Raw genomic sequence first — 21,492 nt, 5'->3', positions numbered from 1 at the left:
AGTCTACTTCAAAAACTCACTGATCTTTTCAAAAGTCAACCTGTATTGTTCATCCACTTCGTCTGCTATCTTAGGCAGGGCAGGGAACGGGTCTTCGTGTATATATTTGTACGGATAGTCCAGTTCTTCTATACGGACAGGTATATCTCTCATCGAACCTTGTAGTGTGTTCACTACTTCATAAGTAGGCACTACCTCGTCTTTGGCAAGGGTTACGGCGTAGAATTGGTCTGCCATTTCCCTGAATTTCACTTCGCGTTCGCGTGTGAGCGATCTGTAATTGAGCATGCTGCGGAAATTATTGCCTTCAGGGTGTGTGTGCATATAGTGGCGAAGCACTTCATCACGCTTCATATGGCTTTCGAGATGCTCTACAACAAACGAATACAGGCTGACATTCGCTTCGCTGTCGAGTATGAATTTGGATACAGGTGACAGGCGGTTAAATACAGCACCACCACAGAATGTTGCATATTTGGAATTGGTGAAATGTCCGTCTTTATTGCTCATCATCAGTATCTCACCCAGAAACGTACCGATGGAGTATGAGAAGAAGTCGATAGACGCATCTTTCTCTATAGCGGGATGCAGTCCTTCTTTGAAGTTTTCTACAAAGTCTATTACATCATAGTATGTTTGCAGCCCCGACCATAGAAAGCGTTGAGGCTTATTGTGCAGGCGTGTACTGATGGCAACATTCGACAGGCTGGAACAGATAACATCGGGATGCCGTTCCTTACGTTGTTCGCTCACCCTGTACATTTCGCGTGTACTGCTCCATGTAGCAGGAGCGCGGTTCATGTGGAATGCGATAGGGAACATAACGATAGACTTTCCTGTTTTGTCTACAATGTATTTAGCCCAAGGCAGGTATTTGTACCATGTCTTTTCATTAAAGCCATGAAACATGAAGATAATTCCCTTCGATTTCGTTACATTCTTAGGCATCATCATGTGATAGCGGAACTGGATATTCTCCATTATTTCCGAGTCTTTCTTATTCAGCATCTGCTGTATAATATCCGGTTCATAGTCTTCCGGAATACTCGGGATGAATTCGTAATCATCGTTATTTCCCAATCCTCCCGGTAGGATAAAACGGTAATTGGAACTGAAGTTGAAGTTACGTATTACCAGATTTTCATCTACGTCAATTTCGTTATCCGTATAATTCTCTATCTTTTTCAGATGATTAAAAATGTCTATGTACTTCATTTCTCTATCTTTTTCGGTAATCTACATATCTATTGTCAGCTGGTAAGCAGCTGATGTCCTATTCTGCAAAACAAACATTTGCGCGGTTCGCAATATTCCCGTTTCAGCTGAATCATAGCCTGCGAGTCGGCAGCATTGTTCAGTGGCATTTTCAGTTTAGAAAAACGCTTCGTTATGCTGTTTTGTTCGGGTTTCATTGCTTCTAAAAAACTCAGTGCCCGCTCGCAAAGCATTTCGCTATCGGTACTTTTTCCGTATATAAATAATATTGGAGCAACTGTATTGATCAGAATAATATCGAGTGAGGCATCGCCCAGATATTTCGATTTCCGTTCCGACGATATGCCGAAACTATAGTGTGTTTGCCAATATTCCGATGCGTTGATGTGAAACATTAGTCTTATACGTCCTAAATCTTCGTTAGCCACAGTTTTGGAGAACAATCCATGCGAACTATGCAGCAGGGCGGCTAACTGCGCTATTCTGATCTGGGGAAAAGCTGTCGGCCGCGTTCTCAAATTCTTGAATATATATGATTCTAACGGTTTCAGATCGTATTTATTTTTCAGGAAAGCGTATTCTTTTTGCAGTAGGCTGAAATAGTCGTCATCCGCTTTCAAGGAATCAAGCATACCCGACTGTCCGAACAGCAATGCTTCTATCTGTACAAGATTGTCTGCCTGCTTCCGGATGTATTTTAATGGAAGGCTGAGTGCCAGCCGCTCGAAAGAATCGGAATTAAGCCCGAATCCGAAGTTGCGGGAGAGTAGTACATAGAACACATCTTCCCACGAGTTGCCGAACCGCGTAAGTAGCTCCTGTATATGATTTGACTTTCTTTCCATACGCTCTATAAGGAGGCTATTCATCCACGAGTTCATATGAAATGAAGACATGGAACCTATATAGTTGGCGCAGGGTATATCAGTGTTAGAATGTATAAGGAACTCATAATTCTCTTTGATGTGTGCAGGGCAAGCAATTTCGCATTGGATAACGGCTTGTCCGAGTTCGTTATATACATCGCAATTAGCCTTTTCTACTACATGGAGTATGACGGAGTTATAGTTTTTGTTATTATGATGGTTGTGCTTTTTCCATTCGTCAGCGTTCTTATGTATTTCTACATTTCCCGCCCAGAGTTTATCTCCGATTTTTATCTTAGCATTGAAGAAATCAGGCCCTTCATTTGTATTGGGTAGCCCTACGTCTATTACCTCTATCGGTTGGCCATCTGTTGTTTTCAGGTCTTTCTGGAATAGGCGGAATTTCCAAATGTAGTGAAGTATGTCTTCCATGTTTTAGTTATTTGGTAGTCTGTGTAAATTCATAACTCATAATTAACTTACAGCCCCGTTATTCCCATTTTCTTCATCAGGAAGCTGGCATTCATATTTTGTGCTACACCTTCCCGTATTTTGTATGTAAACGATAGCTGTTCGTCTTTTATATCAGCTTCAAAACGATAATTTTTGATAGCATCGGGGAATTCCTTTTCCAGATTGCCTAATATAAGGTCGTGTGTGGCTATAATGCCGTTTCCGTCAAGGGAAACAAGCTGTTTCATAAGGGCAATAGAGCCTTTTTGCTTGTCCTCCGAGTTTGTACCTTTCAGTATTTCGTCGAGGATGATGAAGAGAGGTTCACCCGATTGCAGGCGGTCTATTATCATTTTCAGTCGTTTCAGTTCGGCAAAGAAGTATGATTCATTGTCGGTAAGTGAATCGGATGTCCGCAGATTGGTTACTAATCTGAATGGATAGAATGTAAGAGATGAGGCACATACGGGAGCACCTGTGCAGGCCAGAATGAGATTGAGGCCGATAGTACGCAGATATGTACTTTTTCCCGCCATATTGGCACCGGTGACTACAAGGAAGAACGGACGCTTGCCGACCGTAACATCGTTGCGTACGCATACCGACCTGTTGAGCATGGGGTGCCCCAGTTCTTTTCCTTCGAGTACAAATGTGTCCGATACTTCGGGATAGGTATAATCGGGATGATTGTACCCGTATATGGCGAAGGAAACAAGGCTGTCGAATTTGGCTAATACTTTAAACCAGTTTGCAATATGGTCTTTATGCTGTACAATCCATTTCTCTATTTTTATGGAGAAAATGACGTTCCAGAAAAATATCGGATTTAGTATGAGTAGTCCAAGCACAGTAGAAGACTGGTCGAGATTGTTGCTGTATGATTTTAATTTGTGTATAGCCAGTGATGCCGAAGTTTCTCCTCTGACCTTGTTTTGCAGTTTCCTCAACAATTCGGAATCAAATTGCTCTGTCTCTATAATCTTGAACAGTTTGGAATAGGTTTGCAGGGTATCTACCCGTTTTTCGAATAGGTTTTTCTTTTTGTTTATATCTTTCAACGGCACAAGGCTGAGGGTGAAGAATACAGTCCAGCACAATCCTAATACTGAGATTGGTATTATATCTGCAATGTACAAAGCAAGTGAGGCGGCAAATACAACAGGAGCAATATATACGAAATAGCGCCAAAAGCTTTTCGATAACAGATTGGTTTGCATAAACTGTTGGGAAAAGTAATGTACGCTAATGTCTTCCGATTCGGTCATTTGCCCTACAGCCCTGAAGTGGGAGAGTAGCTCGGGGCGTGAAACCAGTTCTTTTATAGCTTCTTGTTGAGCTATGATGTCTTCTTTTTTCTCGTAGGGTAGCAGTAGCGAGTCAGCCAGCCTGTTCTTGCCAAAGCAGGTGACACTTCTGTTTATCGACTGGAAAAAGGAATGATTGCCAAACATATCCAGATCTACACTGTAGCTGTGGCCGGCATCGGCAAGTTCGGGCGCTCCGTCGAAAGCTGAGAAATCGTAGTTAATGCCGTTTAGTTCGTGCTCAGCATTTTGTATCAGTAGCTCAGTATATCTTTTTTGCAGGAAGAGCCTGTTATGGTATTTCATAAGGAAAAGAAACAAGATTATAGAAATACCTATCGAGCCTACTACAAATGGCGTATTTCCCCACAGTAGCCAGCAAAGTACAGCGCAAGCTACGACAATAGTCAGGCGTATAGAACCTATCTGAAAGATCGTTCTTTTCAGCTTTGATAGTTTAAGTTTTTCGGTTTCTATTTGTTTTTTATATGATTCTTTTACTTCTATCAGTGTCATGTCGTTTTATTTAGTGGACTAAGGTAGCAAAAATATGCAGAGGTGTTAAAATAATTCGTGCAATACGTCTAACGACTTCAATGCAGGGAAATCGTAGAGATGCAGCCTATAGTATTCCAGTATTTTGTTTATAATATTTATTCTGTCCTGCCGCGAGAATACAAACCGGTGCATGTTCTCGAATGAAATACGAGCCAGTAATGAAAGAGCCTTGCTATCGGTTCTATTTAGAAAATGTTTGTGTAACGGCTGGTATGTAATAAACTCGCCGTTTATCATATCGAACAGGCTGTTTTCCCTGTATTCTTCCAAGTTGGGATAGAAGCCCATAAAGTGACTCAGTTTGAGCATAAAGACCAGATGGTAATTAGCTATGCTTTTATCGGTTATTTCCAGTATCTGCACCGATTGTTCGAGAAAGCTGAACAGCAGCTGGCTGTCGTTCGTGTCACGTAATACGCGTGAAAGGAACTCGGACAGGAAGAATGCCATTGAGGTCTTACTCAGACTGCCCGAAATATCGTACAAAAACAACTCGGAACGGGCTTCGCGTATGCGTTGTATGTCGCGTGATGCCTGATGTTCTACTTCCAGATCGAGTAAGGCCAGTGGCGAAAAGAGAGATTTGGGGGCTTTGGTATTTTTTCCTTTGGCCTTGGATACCATATAGGTTACCCGCCCGAAGGATTCGGTAAATATCTGTACAAGGACATATTTATCGTTATAATTGATGGTGCTCAGCACCAACCCTCTCGTTTTATATTGCACTTTTCTTTATACTGATTACTTTTTTACTTGTCGTCTTATATCTTTTCTACATTGAAAAGTACAAGATAAGATTACTAACAAAAATACAAATACAAAATTGAAAACAAGGGCTATTAAGGAATAAATAACTAACTTCGTGGCGGAATGAGCATTCTGTATTTTATCCCTGCTGTTTTATCTATAAGATGACGGGAGGATTTATGAGTTATAAATAATGAATGCAGGATGAAAAGTAAAAACGATGAAATTCATTACTTTCGTTACCTTTTAGTTAAAATTACTAATTGCCTCCTGTTTTGCCGGAGGATAAAAGGATAAATAAATGGAAGGCTTTAGCCAAACAATTTCGACTAAAGTCGTTCTCGGATAGCCTCATAGTCCATGACTTGAAAGTCGTGGCAACTAAAGAAAAGTAATAGAAGAATGAAAATAAAGCAAATCCGTTACATTCGTTACTTTTTAGTTAAATTTGATTGTCAGATAAATATATAGATTTAGTTATGAGTGAAATAAAAAATATTCTTTTCGATTTTGGCGGTGTTATCGTTAGTCTGAACAAACAACAGGCTTTAGACCGTTTTACGGCAATAGGTTTCCCTAATATAGAAGATTACCTTAACGAGTTTCGTCAGGAGGGTATCTTCCTCGAATATGAAGAGGGCAAAATCAACAGAGAAGATTTTTGTAAGGAATTTCGTCGTCTGTCCGGAAATGATAATATTACGGCAGAAGACATAGATCATGGGTGGCTTGGTTTCCTGGTCAATATTCCCGAATACAAATATGAATTGCTGAAGGAATTACGTAAAAAATATAAAGTATATCTGTTGAGCAATACCAATCCCTCTGTTATGGGTTGGGCTATGACAAGCGATTTTTCCCCCGAAGGATTGCCTATATCTGCTTTTTTCGATAAATGTTACCTTTCGTATGAGATAGGTCATGCTAAACCGGACAGGGAGATATTCGACTTTATTATTGCCGATTCGGGAATGAACCCTGCCGAAACATTGTTTCTGGACGACGGAAAAGCAAATGTAGAGATTGGCAGCAAACTCGGATTCCAGACTTATCAGGCAAATCAGGATGAAGACCTTAGACAGGTATTTGTAGATAAAGGTTTGCTATAATTAGTATATACAGATAGCCTGAGCTATGATAATAATAGATAAAGACCATAAACCGGAACATTTGCCTTTGGTAGCCACCATCGGTTTTTTCGATGGGGTGCATATCGGGCATCGGTTTCTGATAGAGCAGGTGAAGACTGAAGCGGCACGACGGGGATTACCGTCAGCTGTTATTACTTTTCCTGTGCATCCCCGTAAGGTTCTGCAAAAAGACTATCAGCCGGCGCTTCTTTGCGGATTCGATGAAAAGATAGAACGTTTGTCAACAACCGGAATCGACTATTGTATATGCCTCGACTTTACGGTCGATATATCGAAGCTTTCAGCTCATGACTTTATGCAGAAAGTGTTGAAAGACAGTCTTTCGGTCGATACTCTGATTATCGGTTACGATCATCGTTTCGGACACAATCGTGAAGATGGTTTCAGCGATTATAAGCGTTATGGCGATGCAATGGATATGAATGTGGTGGAGGCGATAGCCCTGCCGGGAACAGAGCATGTGAGTTCGTCACGTATTCGTCGCCTGTTAGGAGAGGGGCAGGTGCGTAAGGCAGCGCAACTACTTTCTTATAATTATACCATATCGGGAAAAATAGTAGAGGGATTCAAGGTCGGACGCACCATTGGTTTTCCTACTGCTAATATTCAGTTATGGGAGACTTACAAGGTAATCCCTGCATTCGGGGTGTATGCCGTTTATGTGCATGTAGATGGTAAGAAGTATGACGGAATGCTGTATATCGGCAGGCGTCCAACCTTGCACAACGGTGACAATATCAGCGTAGAGGTAAATCTGTTCGACTTTGAGGACAATCTCTATAATAAAGACCTTACAGCGGAGTTTCTCGAGTTTATGCGCCATGATGAGAAGTTCTCGGATATAGATACGTTAAAAGATCAGATCAGGGCTGATAAGGATAACGTTATTAAATATATAGAGAGATATAAGAGGATTGGAATGTGAGTTTTTTTGTCATAGTATTACAATAAAATATTAAATTGTAGTACTTAACAAAAAAATAATCAGATAAATCATTAAATAACTGATTTTTATTTTTACATTTGCTTTTGCATTAGAGTTCTTAACGTATAGTTTAAATTTTCTTTTCAAGTCATTTTCCCTTCTTGGTAACCTTTCTTGTCTAGTTTCTTTTAGCTTTCTGTGTATTTACTTCTTCTGCAAAGAGTATTTATTATTTAAATTTTATTTTTTTACAATGAACATTTTTATCGCAGGGTTGAGCTACAGCATCAACGACAATGATTTGAAAGATTTATTCAGCGAGTATGGTGAAATTTCTTCAGCTAAAGTTATCATGGACAGAGCTACAGGCCGTTCTAAAGGTTATGGCTTTGTAGAACTAGCTGATGATGCTGCTGGACAAAAAGCTATTGAAGAACTTAATGGTGCTGAATATGATGGCAGAACTATTTCTGTTTCAGAAGCTCGTCCTCGCACAGAAGGAGGAGATCGTCCTCGCAGAAGTTATGACAATAACAGAGGTGGTGGAAACGGAGGTTTCAGAAAACGTGAATATTAATCAAGATCACAGATAAAAGTAAAAGAGGCTATCCGATGGATAGCCTCTTTTTTTTGTATGTTGGTGCCTTATTATCAGAGGTTTAGCCCCATTATGATGGAGGGGAATACTCCAAGTAGTATATTGAGGCATATAGCGACTATAGCAACAGTCTTGTACTCGAATGGAACAGCTAACGGCTCTTCTGTTTCAGCCTCTTTTGTGATCATCACATTGGCTACACCCAGATAGTAAGATACGGCTATTACCGAATTGATGATACCAAAGATAACAAGTATGAGGTGACCTGTCTGCAACATCTGGTCGAATACGAAGAATTTGGCAAAGAACCCTGCAAAAATAGGTATCCCGCTCAGTGAGAGGAAGGCACAGGTAAGAATGGCAGTAAGTACAGGTTGACGCTTTACCAGTCCGAAGAAGTTGGATATATCTTCATTGCCTTTCCCATTACATACACCAAGTATGACAGCAAATGCTGCAATACCTGCGAAGCTGTATGCGGCTGCATAGTATAAGACAGTATTGGCAGATGTACCTATGGCAAGCAATGCCATCATCATGAATCCGGCGTGGGAGATACCCGAATAGGCCATCATACGTTTGATGTTCTTCTGTTTCATTGCTGTGATATTTCCTACCGACATGGTTAATATAGACAATACGATCAGAGCTATCTGATAAGCCGGACTGATAGCTGCAAATAAGATATATACGATCTTAAATAGTGCCCCGATAGCAGCTACCTTAACGAGTGTACTCATCATAGCAGTTACCAGTGTAGGAGAGCCTTCATATACGTCCGGTGCCCAGAAATGGAAGGGAACAATAGAGGCTTTAAACATCATTCCTACGGTTATCATTACGAATCCTATATTGAACCATACAGGCAGGCTATCGGCCATTGTAACGGATGTAGCGGATATTGTAGCTACATCAAATGATCCGGTCGCACCATATACCAATGCAATCCCAAACAGGATAAAGCTGGAAGCAAATGCTCCCATGATGAAGTATTTCATTCCTGCCTCATTGCTCTTTAGGCTTTTAGGCTCGCTGGCAGCCAATACATATGCAGCAATGGATAAGACTTCTAGTCCGATGAAGAACATCGCAAAGTTACCGAAAGATATCATTGCTACAGCTCCTGCCAGCATAAACACTTTGAGGGCGACATAATCTGCTATCTTAACCAGTTTTTCCTGATAAAATTTAGGGCTCATTGCAATAATGAGGATGGCGATAATGATGAACAGAGCCGAGAATCCTTGTGAGAATCCGGATGGCACTATCATGTTATATTTATCTGCTCCCAGAAAGGGTTCACCCAAATAATATTCACTTACAGTCAGCCCTAATGCTGCTACCAGTCCGATGAGGGTAACCGGTATAAGTATCTTTCTCAAATTGAATATCTCTAACAGCAGGCAAACTATTCCTAATCCCGAGATGGCTATCAATGTACTCATTATATATCTGGCTAAATTTTTATCTGTTAATATACATTACTATTTCTGTAAGACTGGTTGAGACAAGATCTGTAACCGGTTTTACATATACGCCGAAGAATATCAGTACAATCACAATAAGGGTAAATACAGTGATTTCTGTTTTCGACAGGTCTCTGAATGGCTTTTTAGACGGTTCTCCCAACATGGTGTACTGGAACATACGCAGCATGAATAATGCACCTAAGAACAACGATGTTCCTATTGTCAACGCAAACCACAAACTTACCTGATACAGACCGTACATGATTGTAAATTCTCCGATGAAGTTAAATGTCAGCGGTATTCCTATAGATGAAAGGATACTCAGGAAGAATGCAACAGCAAATTTAGGTGCGTGGCTCTTTATTCCTCCCAGTTCGCTTATTTTCAATGTGTTTGTTCTATTTTGAATTACGTCCGCAGCATAGAACATAGCAACTATTCCAAATCCGTGTGCTAATATTAGTACTACTGCTCCTTCGATACCATCGTAAGTAAGCGCATAAGATCCGGCTGCTATAAATCCTACGTGAGATAAAGAAGCATATGCAAGGAAGCGTTTCAGGTCATCTTGTCTGAGTGCCATGATAGCACCATATACAACTCCGATGATACACAAGATGAGAATAACGGTTCTGAACTCGTGTGAAGCATAAGGAGTCATTGGTATTTGCCAGCGGATCACACTGTATGCACCCATTTTAGACATTATTCCGGCAAGAAGCATTGTTCCTACCGCCGGAGCTTTCTGATATACATTTGCCTGCCATGTGTGAAATGGAAATACCGGTATCTTAATGGCGTAAGCAAGGAAGAAGGCTAGGAATATCCATATCTGCTCTGTTTCGCTCAAGTTGGCATTATAAAATGCTTCGAGTTGGAAACTTCCGGTTTTTGTGTAAAGGTATATGATAGCAGCCATCATAAACAGCGATCCTGCAAACGTAAACAGGAAGAAGGTCATCGCTGCCTTGCGCCTTTTTGCCAGTTCGCCGTTCCCCCACAATACTATAATGAAGTAGATCGGAATAAGTGACATTTCCCAGAATACATAGTACAGTAGAGCATCACTACTGAGGAATGCTCCTGTCATGGCAAAAGCCATGAACATAATGAGGCTGTATAAGAGTTTCTCATTCTTAAACTCACGATGCAGTGAGGCCAGTATAATAATGGGTAACAGGATAGTCGTAAGCAAAATCATTGCTATGGCTAATCCGTCTGCCTTTAAGGAGAACGATATATTCGGGTTTCTGATCCACTCTATACTGAATTCTGTCCCCGCTGCTCCATATTTCAGGTATAAGGCAACAGAGAATACGGCTGCCGCAACACTGAATAGTATAGCAACCTTCGACGCAAATCTATTTCCTGAGAGGTATGTGAAAATTGCACCTCCTAACAATATGATTAATATAATAGCTATATTCATGTTTCCTAAATAGTTTTATACAAGAAATAAATAGATGATGAGCGCACAGAATCCCAATACAAAGAAGAACATATAAAACCCGAGACTTCCGTTTTGCAATCTCTTGGCCGGAGTAGTAAGAGACTCTACTAGTAAGCCGCCTCCTTTGAAGAAAGTTTTCAATGCCGGCTCTATAACCTTATCGAAAAAGTTAGCCAGAGCATAAGTCGGTTTTACAAACAGGGTATTGTATATCTCATCTATGTAATACTTATTGTACAGGACTTTCGCAAAGCCTGTGATCTTATCATCTTCGGCAGGAACTTCAGATTTCTTAATGTATTTATAATAAGCAAGTACTATACCGATAATAGCAATGACTGTAGATATTACCATTGTTGTTATCATTTGCCCTGTAGATGGATGATGGTCTGTTATACCCTGAATAATTGGCTCGAGATAACCATTCAACCAACTAAGATTTCCGAATGGAATACTGATTGCACCACCAATGAACGCAAGGAAAGCCAATACAATAAGCGGTAATGTCATGCTCTTTGGTGACTCATGCAAATGATGTTTTTGTTCTTCCGTTCCTCTGAATTCTTTAAAGAATGTAAGATATAATAAACGGAACATATAGAATGCTGTTAGTAACGATGCCAATGCAGCTATAATCCACAACACTTTATTATGTTCAAAGGCTGTTAACATGATCTCATCTTTAGAGAAGAAACCTGCTAATGGCGGAATGCCTGCAATAGATAAGGTAGAAATAAGGAATGTGTAATATGTAGTTTTCATCTTGCTTTTCAGTCCACCCATCTTACGCATATCTTGTTCTCCACCCATTGCATGTATCACAGAACCCGATCCTAAGAAAAGGCATGCTTTGAAGAATGCGTGTGTTATCACATGGAATACAGCTACATGATATGCACCCAATCCCAACGCGAGGAACATCAGTCCCAGTTGCGATACGGTAGAGTAGGCGAGTACCTTCTTTATATCTGTTTGAGCAAGGGCTATCGAAGCGGCGAACAATGCAGTTACAGCTCCTACTATTGCTATCAGTGTCTGAATGTCGGGTGTAAGGTCGAACAGGAAGTTCAAACGGGTAACCATGAAGATACCGGCTGTAACCATCGTTGCCGCATGTATCAGAGCCGACACTGGTGTCGGGCCTGCCATCGCATCAGGCAACCATGTGTATAAAGGTATCTGCGCGCTCTTTCCTGTTGCACCTATAAAGAGTGCAAATGTGGCTACTCCCAATAGAGCAGATACATCAGGATTAGACGTTGTAGATACGGCTTCTTTCAATGTTACATAGTCTACGGTCTTGAACAGATAGCCTAGTGTGAAGATCCCGATGAGGAAACCTAAGTCCCCGATACGGTTCATGATAAAGGCTTTTTTTGCAGCATCATTGTTTTTGTGATCTTTCGACCAGAATCCGATAAGCAGGTAAGAACATAGTCCTACACCTTCCCATCCGATAAACATGATAAGCAGGTTGCCACCGGAAACCAATACAGACATGAAGAAGATAAAGAGATTTAGGTATGCAAAATACCTGTCTATGTCTTCATCATCTTTCATATACCCTATCGAATAAATATGGATCAATGCCCCGATGCCTGTTACAAACAGTAACCAGAGCAGTGAAAGCTGATCGAGGGTGAATGCAAAGTCTGTTGTAAACTCTCCAAGTGCAATCCATTGAAACAGGTTGACATGGATTGCTTCGCCTGTAGTTAATACCTGGATGAAAAATATCAGGGATATAACAAAACTTATAATTACTGCTGTTGTAGCAATAATTCCTGTCATAGCACGTCCTATCAGCTTTTTACCAACCAGCAGATTGATAAGGAAGCCTACAAACGGACTGAGCAGAAGTATTAATACCAATAATGTTTCCATCCAAAATTATCCTTTTAAGTTTTTTAATTCATCAATATCGATTGTGCCAATATTCCTGTATATGGCAACAAGGATAGCCAGACCTACTGCGACTTCGGCAGCGGCCACAGCCAGCGAAAATATAACGAATACCTGTCCGCTAGTATCCTGATGATACACCGAAAATACGGCGAGCAACATGTTTGCTGCGGCAAGCATCAACTCTACCGACATGAGCATTACTATTGTACTCCGGCGATACAAAAGACCGATCGCACCTACCATAAACAAAAGGATGCAGAGGTAGATGTAATTGTCAATTCCTACTTGTTCTAATATATTATTCAGCATAGCTTAAGCTTTTTTTTCTTTTTTAGAAATAAGGACAGCACCTATCATAGCTGTAATGAGCAGGATGGATGCAAATTCGAATGGTACCAGATATTCATTCAGCAATACCTGTCCGATAATACTTACCGACTGATAGTCCAATCCTTCGGCTTTATATGTTTCTATTACCGGTGTAGATTTCAGTAATGCAGCAAGAAGTACTACACCCATCAGGCATGCCGATACGGTAGCTGCTACGCGGCTTATTACTTTCTTCTTCGGCTCGTGTTGTTCACTCAGGTTCATGAGCATCAGGGTAAACAGCAATAATACCATGATCGCACCTGCGTAAACAACGATGTTGACTACCGCGAGGAACAATGCATTAAGCAGCAGGAAGTGCCCCGATATGGAGAAGAAACAGATAATCATATACACTGCACTATGTATAGGGTTCTTTGACAAAACAGTCAGAATACCCGTACCCAGTGTAATGGCTGCCAGAATGTAAAAAATTATAGTTATCATATTAGTATATAAGTTTTTCAGTTTACTAGTTTACTATATTTGCTAGTAAACTAGCATGCTTTTTAACTCAAAATCTAGTCGTACTTTCTTGCTTTAGCATCTTCAACTGAAATTACCAGTTTATCTTTACCATAGATAAAATCTTCTCTTTCCAGTTTCGGTTTCACCAGAAGTTTCGATTTGGTCAGGAAGATAGCCTCTTTAGGACAGGCATCTTCGCATAATCCGCAGAATATGCAGCGTAGCATGTTTATTTCATACACAGCCGCATATTTTTCCTCACGATATAGTTGCTCCTCGCCTTTCTTCCGTTCTGCGGCCGTCATCGTAATGGCTTCTGCAGGACAGGCTAAGGCGCACAATCCGCATGCCGTACACCGTTCGCGTCCCTGATCGTCACGCATCAGGACGTGCTGACCACGATATACAGGACTGAATTCGCGTTGCTGCTCAGGATACTGTATCGTATTTTTCTTTGCGAAAAAATGTTTTATGGTTATCCCTAAGCCTTGCACTATGGCAGGAAGATAGATGCGTTCGATGAAGGTCATCTTCTTATTGGTGACTTCTTCTTTCTTTCCTGATAATGATATATCTTTTATTGACATGACTAATCTCTTATTTTCATTTAAAAATCAGGATACATATTCCTACAAGGAAGATATTTACTATTGCCAGAGGAAATAGCATTTTCCATCCTAACCGCATTAGCTGGTCGTATCTGAATCTTGGTATTGTCCAACGTACCCACATATAGAAGAATATAAAGAACGTTGTTTTGGCAAGCAGTGACAGTACGCCAAGTCCGCTGGCTACATTGATGCCCCAGTTTACCCTTACCCAGTCGATGAACGGATAGTTGTACCCTCCGAAGAACAGGACAGAGATAAAAGCAGATGAGAAGAACATACTTGCATATTCCGAAAACATGAAGAATCCCATTCCTAAAGACGAGTATTCTGTATGGTGTCCGTTGACTAGCTCTGATTCACATTCAGCGAGGTCGAACGGTGTACGGTTACATTCAGCAAAAGAACATACAAGAAATATGATGAAAGTCAACGGCTGATAGATTACATTCCACTGCATGCCATGCCATCCGCTTTGTTGTTCTGTAATGGTTACCAAGCTAAGGCTACCTGTCATCATCACAAGGGCGATGATGGACAACCCCATAGCGACTTCGTACGAAATCATCTGAGCACCTGCACGTATACTGCCGATCAGTGAGTATTTATTGTTTGAAGCCCAACCTCCGATCACAACTCCGTACACACTGGTGGAAAGAACTGCTACAATGTACAGGACAGCTACATTTACATCACCGATATAAGGCTTTACTTCGCCATATCCGGCAATAACGAATTTTTCGGCCCAAGGAATAACAGAAACCCCGAGCAGCGAAACACTCATGGCTATCGCCGGTCCGCAAATAAACAGTATTTTGTTGGGGGTATTCGGCATAAACTCTTCTTTAGAGAATAGTTTGGCGCCATCACAGATTGGTTGTAACAGCCCGAATATTCCGGCACGGTTCGGTCCGTAACGGTCTTGCAGGAATCCGGCTACTTTACGCTCTGCATAAGTTGCGTACAATGCAAAGAACATCGTAACAGCAAAAACGAGAACGATCAGAATCAGTTTTTCTAAAATAAATGCAACTTCCATAAATTCAGTTATCAGTCAACAGTTAACAGTTATCAATAGAAGAGAAACAACTCATAATTCATAACTTATAACTTATTTCATTTTTTTGTTTTCTTTATTGCTTCCAGTTCGTTGGCATCATAAGGCGAGCTTTCCATGCTTATTTTCTTCCGGTCTTCCTCGCGTCCTTCGAGCACCATGTCATCAGTCTTTATTTTCACCTTTTTGGTAGGCTCGGTGTAGTTGTTCACATTATTCACCGAATATTTCTCGAATTTGCGTGGTCCTTCTATAGTCCAGTCTCCTACATTCTTATGCTCGAAACGGCATTCGTTACAGATAAACTCTTCCACTTCCTTCCACTGGTCTTTGCGGGCGCTTACACGCAGAACGCTATCCCCGAACATCCATAGTGTCACTTTACCCGAACACTTTGTACAATGGCGGTGCGCGTTGAATTTCTTGGTAAACCATACACGCGATTTGAAGCGGAATGTCTTATCTGTCAATGCGCCTACAGGACAGACATCAATCACATTGCCCGAAAAGTCGTTATCTATGGCACGTTCTATATATGTAGATATCTGTGCATGATCGCCTCTGCCTACAACTCCATGAACACGCTCCGGTGTAAGTTGGTCGGCCAGTTTCACACAACGGTAGCATAAGATACATCTGTTCATGTGCAACTGTATGTACGGGCCTATATCCTCAGGTTCGAATGTGCGTTTTTGCTCTATAAAGCGCGACTTGAAGTTGTCATTGCCATAGGCAAGGTCTTGCAGGTCGCATTCTCCGGCCTGATCGCATACCGGACAGTCGAGCGGGTGATTGATCAGCAGAAACTCAGATACGGCTTTACGTGATACTTTTGCTCTCTCCGATGTAGCGCTTTTTACTTCCATTCCGTCCTGAACGGCAGTAACGCATGACGGTTGTAACTTTGGCATAGGGCGAGGGTCTTTCTCACTGCCTTTCGATACTTCCACGAGACAACAACGACATTTGCCCCCGCAATCTTTCAGTTTGGAATAATAACACATAGTAGGAGGGACGCTGTCGCCACCCACAAGGCGTGCTGCCTGTAGGATAGTAGTTCCCGGTTCGACCTCTACTGTATGTCCGTCTATTGTAATTTTCATATTTTTTAGCTGTTAGCTGTTAGCGTATAGCTATTTAGCTCTTTTGAAAATATTTTCAATCGTTTTATTTTTTTAATCCGTTACAGGCTCGCAATGCTGCCTGATAACAAATGCCTCACTTTTTCCATCGGTTCGTTCACAAAATGGTTTCTGTCTTTCACTTTTTCAGGGAAACGAACGTGGTACTCAAACTCTTCGCGGAAGTGGCGTATAGCCGCAGCTACAGGCCACGATGCAGCATCACCAAGCGGACATATAGTATTGCCCTCTATCTGGCTTTGAATACTCCATAGTAGGTCTATATCTTCTTCACGTCCCTGTCCGGTTTCTATGCGATAAAGGATTTTATCCATCCATCCGGTTCCTTCGCGACAAGGTGAACATTGTCCGCAGCTTTCGTGGTGGAAGAAACGAGAGAAGTTCCATGTGTTACGTACAATACAGGCTGTATCGTTGTACACTATGAATCCTCCCGAACCGAGTGACGAGCCTGTAATAAATCCACCATCGGCAAGCGATTCGTAAGATATCAGTCTGTCGTCTCCATTAGCAGTCTTGAACAAATACTGAGGTGGTAGAATCGGAACCGAACATCCGCCCGGAATACAAGCTTTGAGTGGACGGTCGTCCATCATTCCGCCGCAGTATTCATCTGAGTGGAAGAACTCCTCCATCGACAGGCCAAGCTCTATTTCGTAAACACCCGGATTTTTGATGTGTCCCGATGCCGACATAAGTTTTGTTCCTGTAGATTTACCAACTCCTATTTTTGCATATTCATCGCCGCCATTGTTAATAATCCACGATACGGTCGATATAGATTCCACATTGTTTACAACGGTAGGCTCACCCCACAATCCGCTAACGGCAGGGAATGGCGGTTTGATGCGCGGATTGCCACGCTTGCCTTCCAATGATTCGATAAGGGCGGTTTCTTCCCCGCAGATGTATGCTCCTGCTCCGCAGTGCACATACAGGTCGAGGTCGTATCCTGTACCGAGTATGTTTTTGCCCAGCCATCCGTTAGCATAAGCTTCTTTTATGGCTTTTTCCAATATTTTGAATATCCACATATATTCACCGCGAATATATATGTAAGAAAGGTTTGCTTCTAATGCGTAACTGGAAACAATAGCTCCTTCTATCAGCAAGTGCGGAATATGGTGCATCAGGAAGCGGTCTTTGAATGTGCCCGGTTCCGATTCGTCGGCATTCACTACAAGGTGGCGGGGTTTTCCGGATTTCTTGTCTATGAAACTCCACTTCATTCCCATCGGGAAACCTGCTCCACCACGTCCACGCATACCGGAAGCTTTTACCTGCTCCACTGCATCGTCGGGAGTCATAGTCTTCAGCGCTTTCTCTACCGATGCGTAACCGCCGTTTTTGCGATAAACTTCATATTCCTGGATTCCGGGAATATCTATCTTTTCGAGTAATATCTTTCTGGCCATCGCAAAATATTAATATAGGTTTACTTTACCTTGTTTACAATCTTCTAGCAGCGTATCTATCTTTTCTTTTGTAAGATTTTCATGATAGTTGTCTCCGAGTTGGAGCATCGGGCCAAAACCACATGCACCGAGACATTCTACACCTACTACACTGAACATACCATCGGGAGTGATTTCTCCGGGTTTTACGCCCAGCTTTTGGCAGGTATAATCCATCAGATTCTCTCCTCCACGCAAGCCACAGCATGCGGTACGGCAGAATTCAAGCATGTATTTTGCTATTGGTTTCTGGTTGAACATCGAATAGAATGTAACAACTTCATATACTTCGATAGGCGTCACTTCCAAAATCTCGGCTACCTTGTCCATCAGTTCGAGGCTCAACCAGTTGTCATGAGCATCCTGTACGGCATGTAATACCGGTAGCATAGCCGATTTCTTTTTGTCGGCAGGGTAATGGCTCAGCAGTTCGTTGATGCGTGCCATCAAGGTGTCCGACATATTTATTGTTTGTTTCATATTCAGTTTACTAATTTTAAGTATACTGGTTTACTAGTTTTTATATTTAAAGGCTTCGCAGTTTTCAGAGTTTTTTTACTAGTAGACTAGTAAACTCTAAACTAGCAAGCTAATTAAGCGTCTAATTCTCCTGCAATAACGTTAATACTCGATAATGTAGCTACGGCATCCGAAAACATACCGCCTTTGATCATTTCAGGGAATGCCTGATAGTAGATAAAGCATGGTCTGCGGAAGTGTACGCGGAACGGAGCGCGCGAACCGTCGGTTATGAGGTATATACCCAGTTCTCCGTTCGCACCTTCTACCGAGTGGTAAACTTCGGATATAGGAACAGGTATTTCACCCATTACTATTTTAAAGTGATTGATCAGTGCTTCCATCTCTGTATATACTTCTTCTTTCGGAGGCAGATAATAGTCGGGTACATCGGCATGATATGTTCCTGCCGGCATATTATCTCGCGCCTGTTTCATTATTTTCAGGCTTTCTTTTATTTCTGCTGTACGTACACACCAGCGGTCATAAGTGTCCCCTGATTGCCCGACAGGCACTTTGAAGTCGAAATCTTCGTATGAACTGTAAGGTTGTGCCACACGTACATCATAGTCAACGCCTGTAGCACGCAGGTTCGGACCGGTGAAACCATAACTAATGGCTTTTTCTGCCGATATAGTCCCCACACCGATAAGGCGATCCATAAAGATACGGTTGCGGGCGAAGAGTCTTTCCAGCTGATCCCATGCTTTAGGGAATCCTTCGAGAAATTCGTCTATCTTGCGCCATGCCGCTTCGCTGAAGTCTCTTTCGAAACCTCCGATGCGTCCCATATTGGTCGTCATACGCGCACCGCAGATCTCTTCATATATTTCGTATGCCAGTTCGCGATACTTCATAACGTACAAAAATGGGGTGTATGCACCCAAGTCGACACCTAATATGGAGTTACATATAAGGTGGTCGGTGATGCGTGCCATTTCCATTATTATTACGCGCATGTATTGAGCCCGTTTAGGTACTTCTACTCCGAGCGCTTTTTCTACGGTCATCCACCATGCCATATTATTTATAGGTGCAGAGCAGTAATTGAGACGGTCTGTCAGGGTGGTGATCTGATAGAAAGTCCTGTGTTCGGCTATCTTTTCAAATGCACGATGAATATAGCCAACAGTGGTGTCGGCATCTATGATGCGTTCGCCGTCCATCAGCAGTATATTCTGGAACACACCATGTGTAGAGGGGTGCGTAGGGCCGAAATTAAGTACATTCAGCTCACGTCCATCCTCAAAGGTTTGTTCTCTTACAATTTTCGCAAAGCGATGTTCCGGATTTATTAGTTGATCTGACATTTCCTTACTTTGCTATTATTTAGTTGGTTCATAATTGTTCGGCGTTCTTCCGAAGAATCTGTCGTCTTTATCGGTACGTCCCGAGTCTTCGAGCGGATAATCTTTACGCATCGGGAACGAAACCATTCCTTCATCGTTTAGTATCCGTTTCAGGTTTGGATGTCCTTTAAATATAATGCCGTAAAAGTCGTATGTTTCGCGTTCCATCCAGTTGGCAGCATCGAATACTCCGGTTACAGTGTCTACTTCCGGTTTAGCACCGTTCAGAAAGGTCTTAACCCTTACGCGTACATTATCTATCCAGTTATGTAAAAGATAGACAACAGCAAATTGATTGTCCTTTTCATTGTCCGGATAATGCACTCCGCACAGGTCGGTCAGGAAATTGAAACGCAGGGTTTCGTCATCTCTCATGAACCGAATCACATCTTTAATGACAGCCGGTGTAGCTTCAAAAGTGAATATGTCGCGTTCCATTCTGAAATTGAGAACTTCAGCGCCGAATTTTTCACCTATCTTGTTTTCGATAATCGTAGTTTCAAGAGCCATTATTGATTATTATTCAAGTTTATATGATTTGAGAAGTTCTTCATATCTTTCCGAGCTTCTGCGATGTATAGATTCATGCTTCACAAGTTCCTGTAGTTGCATTACACCGTCCAATATTTGTTCGGGGCGTGGAGGGCATCCGGGTACATATACATCTACCGGGATTACTTTGTCTATTCCCTGCAATACGGAGTAAGTGTCGAATATACCTCCCGAAGAGGCACAGGCACCAACTGCAATCACCCATTTAGGTTCGGCCATTTGTTCATATACATGGCGGAGTATTGGTGCCATCTTTTTAGAGATCGTACCCATAACCAGTAGCATATCGGCTTGTCGTGGCGAGAAGCTGTTGCGTTCTGCCCCGAATCGTCCCATATCGTAGGTAGATGCCATAGTTGCCATAAACTCGATGCCACAGCAAGATGTTGCAAATGGCAGAGGCCATAGCGAGTTGGCACGAGCCAGACCTATGACATAATCGAATTTGGTAGCAAAGAAACCGTTCCCTGTGTATCCCTCAGGAGCCGGTACTACATTTATATTAGAAGTTTTGCTCATAACTTTAGAATTATAGAGGTCGTAACCTGTTTATTTAATCACCCTGTATATAAATAACAAAGCCCGTTGGCTATGGTTTAAGTCCAGAGATTTAATTAAATATTATTATTTTTCCCACTCCAATGCTTTACGTTTTACTATATAAAGATAGCCCACAAGCAGCAGTCCTATAAATCCTCCCATTTTAAGTAGACCTTCCCAGCCTATAGCTTTAAAGTTTACAGCCCACGGGTACATGAATACGATTTCGATATCGAATAGTACAAACAGGATGGCTACTAAAAAATATTTGATAGGGAAAGGAGAACGGGCATTGCCCAATGGATCGAGGCCGCATTCGAAATTGGCCATTTTGTTAGCGTTTTTACGCTTAGGTCCTAACATATTAGATGCAAGTACTGTGGCAAATACAAAAACGACAGAAAAAGCTATCTGCATCAATATGGGTAAAAAATCATACAGATTTGAACTCATAATTTCCTTTTTAACATACTTTGTTTTTACAGGCACAAAGATAATTTTTTTATTTGTCAAAAAAGAACAAAATGACTGATATATTTTATCAATATTATTAATAAAAAAGCGCTCATACACAAAATTATAGCGTTTTGCTTACTGAGGATTGCAATTTGACATTAAAGGAGGTTTTTGACCTCTTGTGTTTGGTTTTATTTATGGTAGATAGACGATCTTTATTAAATGTTAATTAAGATTTAGGTTTTAGGGTTGGTAGTTATTCGAAATAGTGCTTTTTAAACATGTTTAATAACATATTTTCACAAAATATGTTTAAATATATTTTATTATTTTGTGT

Annotated in this window: 21 protein-coding genes; 3 read left to right on the top strand and 18 right to left on the bottom strand. The window is 41.5% G+C overall.

The genetic code is table 11. The features are described from left to right. Window positions 1-3: 3 nt before the first annotated feature. Genes M2448_RS04155 through recO form a run of 4 tightly spaced genes read right to left on the bottom strand, consistent with a single transcriptional unit; the run spans window position 4 to window position 5,122 of the window. Complete coding sequence (locus M2448_RS04155; RefSeq protein WP_280645036.1) at window positions 4-1,215, bottom strand: DUF6051 family protein; 1,212 nt, start codon at window positions 1,213-1,215, stop codon at window positions 4-6. Window positions 1,216-1,250: 35 nt separating this feature from the next. Then, window positions 1,251-2,513, bottom strand: coding sequence for a DUF2851 family protein (locus tag M2448_RS04150; RefSeq protein ID WP_280645035.1), 1,263 nt, complete (start codon window positions 2,511-2,513; stop codon window positions 1,251-1,253). 47 nt (window positions 2,514-2,560) lie between these two features. Next, window positions 2,561-4,354 (bottom strand): MutS family DNA mismatch repair protein, encoded by a 1,794-nt coding sequence (locus tag M2448_RS04145; protein ID WP_280645034.1) that lies wholly within the window; start codon window positions 4,352-4,354, stop codon window positions 2,561-2,563. A 45-nt stretch (window positions 4,355-4,399) separates the two neighbouring features. Next, complete coding sequence (gene recO, locus M2448_RS04140) at window positions 4,400-5,122, bottom strand: DNA repair protein RecO (RefSeq protein WP_280645033.1); 723 nt, start codon at window positions 5,120-5,122, stop codon at window positions 4,400-4,402. 500 nt (window positions 5,123-5,622) lie between these two features. Between recO and M2448_RS04135 the strand changes: the two genes are divergently transcribed. The 3 genes from M2448_RS04135 (at window position 5,623) to M2448_RS04125 (ending at window position 7,796) form a co-directional block, all read left to right on the top strand. Then, entirely contained in the window at window positions 5,623-6,252 is a 630-nt protein-coding gene (locus M2448_RS04135) for an HAD family phosphatase (RefSeq protein WP_280645032.1), read from the top strand. A gap of 25 nt (window positions 6,253-6,277) precedes the next feature. Continuing rightward, the gene (ribF, locus tag M2448_RS04130; protein ID WP_280645031.1) at window positions 6,278-7,219 is read left to right on the top strand and encodes a riboflavin biosynthesis protein RibF; all 942 of its coding nucleotides are present in this window, start codon (window positions 6,278-6,280) and stop codon (window positions 7,217-7,219) included. A gap of 253 nt (window positions 7,220-7,472) precedes the next feature. Beyond that, complete coding sequence (locus M2448_RS04125; RefSeq protein WP_280645030.1) at window positions 7,473-7,796, top strand: RNA-binding protein; 324 nt, start codon at window positions 7,473-7,475, stop codon at window positions 7,794-7,796. Window positions 7,797-7,870: 74 nt separating this feature from the next. Here M2448_RS04125 and M2448_RS04120 read toward each other — a convergent pair whose 3' ends face one another. The 14 genes from M2448_RS04120 to M2448_RS04055 all read right to left on the bottom strand — a co-directional run bounded on the left by M2448_RS04120 (window position 7,871) and on the right by M2448_RS04055 (window position 21,116). Beyond that, the gene (locus M2448_RS04120; RefSeq protein WP_280645029.1) at window positions 7,871-9,262 is read right to left on the bottom strand and encodes an NADH-quinone oxidoreductase subunit N; all 1,392 of its coding nucleotides are present in this window, start codon (window positions 9,260-9,262) and stop codon (window positions 7,871-7,873) included. Window positions 9,263-9,281: 19 nt separating this feature from the next. Next, entirely contained in the window at window positions 9,282-10,715 is a 1,434-nt protein-coding gene (locus tag M2448_RS04115) for an NADH-quinone oxidoreductase subunit M (protein WP_280645028.1), read from the bottom strand. Between the two features lie 15 nt (window positions 10,716-10,730). Continuing rightward, window positions 10,731-12,620 carry an NADH-quinone oxidoreductase subunit L gene (nuoL, locus tag M2448_RS04110; protein ID WP_280645027.1) on the bottom strand — a complete coding sequence of 630 codons (1,890 nt, stop codon included), beginning with the start codon at window positions 12,618-12,620 and terminating at the stop codon, window positions 10,731-10,733. A gap of 6 nt (window positions 12,621-12,626) precedes the next feature. Then, a complete protein-coding gene (nuoK, locus tag M2448_RS04105; RefSeq protein ID WP_280645026.1) occupies window positions 12,627-12,950 on the bottom strand; it encodes an NADH-quinone oxidoreductase subunit NuoK in 324 nt (107 codons plus the stop codon). Between the two features lie 3 nt (window positions 12,951-12,953). Next, complete coding sequence (locus M2448_RS04100) at window positions 12,954-13,457, bottom strand: NADH-quinone oxidoreductase subunit J (RefSeq protein WP_280645025.1); 504 nt, start codon at window positions 13,455-13,457, stop codon at window positions 12,954-12,956. A gap of 74 nt (window positions 13,458-13,531) precedes the next feature. After that, entirely contained in the window at window positions 13,532-14,065 is a 534-nt protein-coding gene (locus M2448_RS04095; protein WP_280645023.1) for an NADH-quinone oxidoreductase subunit I, read from the bottom strand. 16 nt (window positions 14,066-14,081) lie between these two features. Then, window positions 14,082-15,125, bottom strand: a complete 1,044-nt coding sequence (gene nuoH / locus M2448_RS04090; RefSeq protein ID WP_280645022.1) for an NADH-quinone oxidoreductase subunit NuoH — start codon at window positions 15,123-15,125, stop codon at window positions 14,082-14,084. Window positions 15,126-15,202: 77 nt separating this feature from the next. Continuing rightward, window positions 15,203-16,246, bottom strand: coding sequence for a 2Fe-2S iron-sulfur cluster-binding protein (locus tag M2448_RS04085; RefSeq protein ID WP_280645020.1), 1,044 nt, complete (start codon window positions 16,244-16,246; stop codon window positions 15,203-15,205). Window positions 16,247-16,326: 80 nt separating this feature from the next. Next, on the bottom strand, window positions 16,327-17,700 hold the full coding sequence (nuoF, locus tag M2448_RS04080) for an NADH-quinone oxidoreductase subunit NuoF (RefSeq protein WP_280645018.1): 1,374 nt from the start codon (window positions 17,698-17,700) through the stop codon (window positions 16,327-16,329). A 9-nt stretch (window positions 17,701-17,709) separates the two neighbouring features. Beyond that, on the bottom strand, window positions 17,710-18,219 hold the full coding sequence (locus M2448_RS04075) for an NAD(P)H-dependent oxidoreductase subunit E (RefSeq protein ID WP_280645017.1): 510 nt from the start codon (window positions 18,217-18,219) through the stop codon (window positions 17,710-17,712). A gap of 113 nt (window positions 18,220-18,332) precedes the next feature. Next, window positions 18,333-19,568: an NADH dehydrogenase (quinone) subunit D gene (nuoD, locus tag M2448_RS04070; RefSeq protein ID WP_280645016.1), complete on the bottom strand. Its 1,236-nt coding sequence runs from the start codon at window positions 19,566-19,568 to the stop codon at window positions 18,333-18,335. A gap of 15 nt (window positions 19,569-19,583) precedes the next feature. Beyond that, on the bottom strand, window positions 19,584-20,117 hold the full coding sequence (locus M2448_RS04065; protein WP_280645015.1) for an NADH-quinone oxidoreductase subunit C: 534 nt from the start codon (window positions 20,115-20,117) through the stop codon (window positions 19,584-19,586). Between the two features lie 9 nt (window positions 20,118-20,126). After that, window positions 20,127-20,678, bottom strand: coding sequence for an NADH-quinone oxidoreductase subunit B (locus tag M2448_RS04060; protein WP_280645014.1), 552 nt, complete (start codon window positions 20,676-20,678; stop codon window positions 20,127-20,129). Window positions 20,679-20,783: 105 nt separating this feature from the next. Beyond that, window positions 20,784-21,116: an NADH-quinone oxidoreductase subunit A gene (locus tag M2448_RS04055; protein ID WP_348523100.1), complete on the bottom strand. Its 333-nt coding sequence runs from the start codon at window positions 21,114-21,116 to the stop codon at window positions 20,784-20,786. Window positions 21,117-21,492: the final 376 nt, after the last annotated feature.

It is taken from the genome of Dysgonomonas sp. PF1-14, assembly GCF_029892965.1.
GTDB lineage: Bacteria > Bacteroidota > Bacteroidia > Bacteroidales > Dysgonomonadaceae > Dysgonomonas.
The sequence above is the reverse complement of the archived record's forward strand: the minus strand, read 5'-3'. Positions and strand labels throughout refer to the sequence as shown.